The organism is Myxococcus llanfairpwllgwyngyllgogerychwyrndrobwllllantysiliogogogochensis (assembly GCF_006636215.1).
In the GTDB taxonomy this organism is placed as follows: domain Bacteria; phylum Myxococcota; class Myxococcia; order Myxococcales; family Myxococcaceae; genus Myxococcus; species Myxococcus llanfairpwllgwyngyllgogerychwyrndrobwllllantysiliogogogochensis.
The window spans coordinates 21,938-27,957 of sequence record NZ_VIFM01000144.1 but is presented as its reverse complement, the minus strand read 5'-3'; the positions used below and the strand labels follow the sequence as shown (position 1 = coordinate 27,957).

The window sequence follows — 6,020 nt, the reverse complement described above, 5'->3', positions numbered from 1 at the left end:
GGGCGGCACCACGGCGGGCGCCACCGAGGCCACGGGCGGAGGAGGCGGGGGCGGCAGCGGCCCGTCCATGTCCAGCCGGGGAGGCAGCGGCCGGGCCTGCTGGTAGGCACCCTGCGCGTACAACACCTCCACCTCGCGCATGCAGCGCGACAGGAAGTCGAAGATCTCCGCCGACACCTTGCGCAGCTCCGGATGCGTCTCCGGTGACAGGTGCTCGGGCGAGAAGCGCTTGGCCATGCGGAAGAAGGCCAGGCGCACTTCGTCCAGGCTCGCGTTCGGCTTGGCGCCGAACACCTCGTGGGGCGGCAGGTTCTGAAGACCCCGGAGCTGGGTGCGCAGGCGCTCGGCCTGCTGCTGCTCCACCGAGGGCGAGGGCCGGGTGGCCGCGAACAAGTCACGCAGCTCGGGCAGCTCCTGGACGGCCACCCATTGGGTGCCGTCGCGGGAGGCGCGCACGGCGGCCTTCAGCCTCCCGGAGGAGATCAGCTCTCGAAGGGCCTGGAGGGCGAGGGGGCCCAACACGCGGCCCAGGTTGTCCGCTACCCAGTAACCGACAGCAGGAGACGACACGCAGACACCTCTGAAGTCAGTGAGCGAGCGCCTGGCGCACGGCCGAGGCGATTTCCAGCGGATGGAAGGGCTTTCCCACGAAGCCCACCGCGCCCGCGGCCATGGCCTGCTCCACGACGGGCTCCGCATCCATGCTGCTGATGACGAGCACCCGCGTGTTGGGCGACACCTGCTTGATGGCGCCGAGGACTTCCAGCCCACTCTTCTTCGGCATGAAGAGGTCCAGGAACATCACCGCGGGCTGCTCGCGCGCTGCCACCGCGAGGCCTTCCTCTCCGTCCGCGGCTTCGAGCAACCGCAGCTCGATGCCCGTGTCGGCGATGACGTCCTTGAGGATGCGGCGCACGAAGCTGTCGTCGTCGACGAGCAGCAGTGTCGGGGTGTCGGACATGGCGCCGCATGATACTTGGACCGCGCAACATCCGCGCGAGGACCTGGAGCGCCTGCCTGCCTTTTTAGGTTAAGGGGTGAGCATGCCCATCGCCCAGGCTCTCTCTCACTTCGAGTCCCAGAAGACCGCCTACCTCGAGGACCTCATGGCCCTCGTGCGCATACCCAGCGTCTCGTTTCCTGGCTTCGACTCCGCCCGGGTGCGTCAGAGCGCTGAGGCGACTTCTCGACTCTTGGGAGACCGTGGGTTTGAAAACATCCAGCTACTCGAAATCGAGGGCGCCCACCCCTACGTCTATGGCGAGGTGTTGCGGGCTCCAGGCGCACCCACGTTGCTGTTGTATGCCCATCACGATGTGCAGCCAGCGGGCGACGAGTCGCTGTGGAAGAGCCCTCCGTTCGAGCCACAACTGCGCGATGGCCGGCTGTACGGGCGTGGCACGGCGGACGACAAGGCGGGCATCGTGGTGCACACGTCGGCGGTGGACGCGTGGCTGAAGGGCTCCGGTCGGCTGCCGCTCAACGTGAAGGTCATCATCGAGGGTGAGGAGGAGATTGGCAGCGGGCATCTGTCCGCATTCCTGCAGAAGCACTCGGCGCTGTTGAAGGCGGACGCCATCGTCCTGACGGACACGGCGAACTTCGACACGGGGCTGCCGTCCATCACCACCGCGCTGCGGGGGCTCGTCACGGTGGACGTGGAGGTGCGCGCGTTGAAGCAGGCGGTGCACTCCGGCATGTGGGGTGGACCGGTGCCGGACCCGGTGATGGCGCTGTGCAGGATGCTGGCGACGTTGACCCACGCGGACGGCTCCATCGCGATTGAAGGGCTGCGAGAGCAGGTGAAGCCGCTCACGCCGGGCGAGCGCGAGAGCATCCAGTCCCTGCCAGGGAACGAGGCGTCCTTCCGCGAGCAGGTGGGGCTGTTGCCGGGCGTCCAGGTGTTGGGAGGACGGCACCCGTTTGAGATGAACTGGCGGCAGCCGAGCATCGCCATCAACGCCATCCAGGCGAGCACTCGCAAGGACGCGCGCAACATCATCTGCGACGCGGCATGGGCGCGCGTGGGCATCCGCATCGTCCCGGACCTGGAGGCGCGGGATGTCGAGCAGCGGCTGAAGGAGCACCTGAGCAAGGTGTGTCCGTGGGGGCTGGAGGTGAGCTTCCACACGGAGGGGGCCTCGGGTTGGTGGTACACGGACCCGTCGCATCCGGCGTTCCAGGCGGCCTTCCGTGCGCTGGAGAAGGGCTATGGGACGAAGGCGGTGGCCATCGGCTGCGGCGCGTCCATTCCCTTCGTGGAGCCCTTCGCGAAGGAGCTGGGCGGAGTGCCCGCGCTGCTCATCGGCGTGGAGGACCCGTACACGTACGCCCACTCGGAGAACGAGAGCCTGCACGTGGGGGACTGGGAGAAGTCCATCCGCAGCGCCATCCATTTGTATGAGGAGCTGGCGAGCGCGCTCACCGCGCGGTGAGTGGTGGCCTTTCGCTCAGGGGCGTTGGGTGGGTCAGGCTTCGTCGTCGGGCAAGAGCGTGCGGAGCAGGTCGTCGTCGGGACCGAGCGGGCGCCATCCAGGGGGAGGCGGCATCGCGAGAAGGGAATCGCCCACCTGATCGACGCGCTCTTGATGCGTTTCAGGAGTGTAGCTGCCCCACCGAGCAAGCGCATGAGCGACATCGAAACGCGTGCTGTCGTTCAACACGGAGGGCCATCCGTCCGGAAGCTGCTGATGCAACTCTCTTACGAACTGACTGCGCACCAGCCGGGTGACTTGATGGCTTCGTTCCGCTTCGGCTACCAGCCCCGAGAAGACCTGCACGCCCGCGAGATCGTCCTTTCCCAGCTCCTCGGCCAACTCGACCAACGACGCGGTGGGACGTGCCTCGGCAAAAGCAGTGAGGGAGTCGTAACCATGCGCGCGGACGCGCTCGTAGAGTCGCGCCTTCCAGTTGCCTTGCCAGGAACGCCCGTCGGTCATCGCCTGCTACCCAGAGTGAAGCTCATCCGAATGTCGTAATCCTTCATGCTCTGTGAGACGACCTTCAAGACCTCGTTCCGCGACAACTGGTGGCCAGCTCTACGTTCCGCTTTCTGCAGGAGAGCCATAATCATCCGATTCCATTCGCCAGGCCAGGTTCGCCCGAGTCGCCAGTCGCCACCACCATGAATCGCTTCGTGATGGGCTCGCTCCATCCGGACACAGAATTGGTCGATGTCCATGGGGCCCGTGAAGCCGCGCTGCTCGAACCATTTACGGTGCTCTCGTGGCAGGACATGGTGCTTTGGAGCGTCCGCCATGCCCGCCCCGGCTTTGCCCGTCTCGTGCATGCCACGAACCTCGGGGCTGTCGCCCAGGGCTTCACGCACGCCCTTGGGCAAGTCCCGGTGCGACTGCGCCATCAACACCTGTCCGGCGTGGACACGGACAGCCGCGCTAGCGACCGGCATGGAAATGACTCCTGCCTGTACGAGCCGTCGCATCATCTCCACCCACTCCGCGGAGACAACGAGGTGCGAGCCCGCCATCACTCCACCTGGACCCACAGCGAGGCGCGCGCCTAGGAGGACGGGCCCTGAGGGAGGCAGCCGGGGAAGCGACACGCGCAGCGCCGAAACCATGGCCACCAGTTCGAGGAATTGTGCCGCCGCGATGACTTGCCCTGTACGCTCCATTGCCATGCGCGCCCCCTCGCGAATGGTGCTGAACTCCTGGGTCAGTTTCCCCATCAGCTCGGGCATCGCGGCGGCCGTGGCCTCCACGCGTCCTGGATCCAGGGAGGAGAGCGCCGTCATCGCCGGCTCCAGCCGCTTTTGTACGCGGTCCATGTCCGTGAGCAACTGTTCCACGCTGTAGAACGGGCACTGCTGAAGCAGGGCGTCGGCGAGCTGGAGGAAGTCGAACCAGGACGCCAGCAGCATGACTCCAGCCATGGCCGCCTGGAGGCGAGGCCCTGCCATCTTGAGAAGGCCCACCGCCATGTCCGGGTCGTCCACCGACTCGGAGACCTCCACGAGCGTGGCCGTTCCTCGGAGTGCGTCACGAAGCCAGGGTACCTGGGTCGAGCCGTAGGCGAAGTAACGCGTGAAGAGGTCGGCGTTTCCACCAAGGCCCCGCGTGTGAGCCGCGAGCCTGGGGATGGCACTGGAGAGTTCCTCCGTGGAGCCCTTCACTTTGTCCACCGCCGCCACGACTGCTTGCCGAGTCAATATGACTCGCTGCTGGCTGTCCGCGATGGCCACTGCCTCATTCTCGCGAGGGCGGTCGCGTCGTTCCCGTGTGCCGGAGTGGCGCGGACTGGAGTCGTCAGCCAGGCCGTCCCGCTGCGAATAGCGCCGGGGCCTGCCCGCTCCGGAGGCGGGCGACTGGGAGGCACAGCCCGTCACCAGCATCACCAGACTCAACAGCACGGCATGCGTACGCAGGGCCCACCTCCAGCGCCACTTTCCTCATGCGTCCCGGGGGGGCATCTTCCAATGACAACGAGCCGGGGACCTTGCCGTCCCCAGCCCGTCGTCGCTTCAGGTGCCCCTCAGGGCCTCGGCGCTCAGCAGCTCGGGCTACAAATCCGCCAGCAGCGGAGGTCATTATCATCACAGCTCGAGCAGCACGGAGCGGCGACCGTCTCCTCGCTTCCCAACGTCGCGGAACCCACGGCAACAGCAGCTCCCAGCACGAATCCGATGAGCCCCATCTTCAAGGTCTTCTTCATCCGGCCTCCTGTGTTGTGCGGTTGTTTGACATGGGGCGGGCCGAAGCCCGTCCCATCCGATAGTGTATAGAGTTCGAGAGGCCCTTGAAAGGGTAGACCCAGACGAATGAGCAATCATTGCCAGGACGCGCCTGCTCACACACAAAAAAAGTGGAAGATTCCGTGGAGGATGGTCATCGGGGTGGGCGCGCTGGTGCTGCTGGCGGTGCTCCTTCGCGGCTTCGTCGTGCACCCGAGGCTCATCGTCTCGGGCTCGATGGAGCCGACGCTGGCAGTGGGTGACCGGCTGGTGGTGGATACCCTGTCCTACCGCGTCCATCCGCCCCAGGCCGGGGACGTCGTCGTCTTCGAGCCGCCTCCCGAGCTCGTGCGCTCCGGTGACCTGCGCCAGCACATCGCCATCAAGCGGGTGATTGCCCTGCCGGGTCAGGAGGTGCGGGTGCGCGACGGGCAGGTGTTCGTGGATGGACGGCTCCTCCAGGAGCCCTACGTCGCGGCGGCGCCCACCTACCAGTGGGGCCCCGCGCGCGTGCCCGAGGACAGGCTCTTCGTCCTGGGTGACAACCGGAACGCCAGCAGCGACTCACATGTCTGGGGTCCCCTGCCGCGACGCTCCGTCACTGGCAAGGCCTGGTTGCGCTTCTGGCCGCCGGAGCGCGCGGGAGCACTGTGACGGGAGCCGGCCTTTCCCCGGTCGGGGGGGGCGCCGGCGCCTCAGCCAGACGCGCCCCAATGGAGTCCCTTGTCTGCCTTTGCCAGAGGCCGCTTGAGAGGCTTCATCACCAGACTCAACGACAGGAGATGCCGTTTCCAACGCCGAAGGCGTCTACGAGGACGCCCGCGTGTCGTGGACCCGTGCCTTCCGCCTCGGCTACTTCTTGACGCCGAGCTGCGCGAGCGCGGCCTTCACCCAGTCCTTGATGGACAGGGTGTCGAACGGAATCGCATCGCGGCCCGGGTACTTCTTCTCGAAGTACGTCACCGCCGCCACGCCCATGGCGAACGCGGTGCCACCGCTGGCGGCGCCCTTGAGCAGCCAGCCCGCGATGGGAATCCATCCCACCGTCTCTCCGACGATGCTGCTGGCCGCCTTGCGCGCGACGATGCCCGCGCCCAGCGTGGGCACCAGGCCGAGCGCCTCACCGAGGCTGAGCTTCTCTCCGTAGATGCCCGCCACGTGGTAGATCATGTACGCCTCGATGGCGGACGTGAGCGCCGTGTGCGCACCCGGCACCGGGATGGGAATCGCGGCGGCACCCGCGGCGCGCAGGGCGCTCTCCTCGACCCAGCTTCGCGCGGCCTTCTCTGCGGACATGGATGTTCTCCCAATCAGTCGTTCGTTCCCACCT

7 protein-coding genes are annotated in these 6,020 nt (G+C 66.8%); 2 read left to right on the top strand and 5 right to left on the bottom strand.

Features of this window, described 5'->3' with window-relative positions:
• Together FJV41_RS29760 and FJV41_RS29755 are read right to left on the bottom strand one after the other, a co-directional pair.
• Nucleotides 1-570: DUF4339 domain-containing protein (locus FJV41_RS29760; protein ID WP_220137901.1), on the bottom strand; the 570-nt coding region annotated here is incomplete at its 3' end.
• A gap of 16 nt (nucleotides 571-586) precedes the next feature.
• Nucleotides 587-961: a response regulator gene (locus FJV41_RS29755; RefSeq protein WP_141645963.1), complete on the bottom strand. Its 375-nt coding sequence runs from the start codon at nucleotides 959-961 to the stop codon at nucleotides 587-589.
• Between the two features lie 82 nt (nucleotides 962-1,043).
• On the opposite strand from FJV41_RS29755, the gene FJV41_RS29750 reads away from it, so the two are divergent.
• On the top strand, nucleotides 1,044-2,435 hold the full coding sequence (locus FJV41_RS29750; RefSeq protein ID WP_141645962.1) for a M20/M25/M40 family metallo-hydrolase: 1,392 nt from the start codon (nucleotides 1,044-1,046) through the stop codon (nucleotides 2,433-2,435).
• Nucleotides 2,436-2,468: 33 nt separating this feature from the next.
• Here the strand turns inward: FJV41_RS29750 and FJV41_RS29745 are convergent, their stop codons facing one another.
• Nucleotides 2,469-2,939: an NUDIX hydrolase gene (locus FJV41_RS29745; protein ID WP_141645961.1), complete on the bottom strand. Its 471-nt coding sequence runs from the start codon at nucleotides 2,937-2,939 to the stop codon at nucleotides 2,469-2,471.
• Nucleotides 2,936-4,168, bottom strand: coding sequence for a DUF2380 domain-containing protein (locus tag FJV41_RS29740; RefSeq protein ID WP_306440908.1), 1,233 nt, complete (start codon nucleotides 4,166-4,168; stop codon nucleotides 2,936-2,938). Before FJV41_RS29740 ends, FJV41_RS29745 begins: the two co-directional genes overlap by 4 nt.
• 672 nt (nucleotides 4,169-4,840) lie before the next feature.
• On the opposite strand from FJV41_RS29740, the gene lepB reads away from it, so the two are divergent.
• Entirely contained in the window at nucleotides 4,841-5,344 is a 504-nt protein-coding gene (lepB, locus tag FJV41_RS29735; RefSeq protein ID WP_174475831.1) for a signal peptidase I, read from the top strand.
• A 198-nt stretch (nucleotides 5,345-5,542) separates the two neighbouring features.
• Here lepB and FJV41_RS29730 read toward each other — a convergent pair whose 3' ends face one another.
• Nucleotides 5,543-5,986, bottom strand: a complete 444-nt coding sequence (locus FJV41_RS29730) for a DUF697 domain-containing protein (protein ID WP_141645958.1) — start codon at nucleotides 5,984-5,986, stop codon at nucleotides 5,543-5,545.
• Nucleotides 5,987-6,020 lie beyond the last annotated feature (34 nt).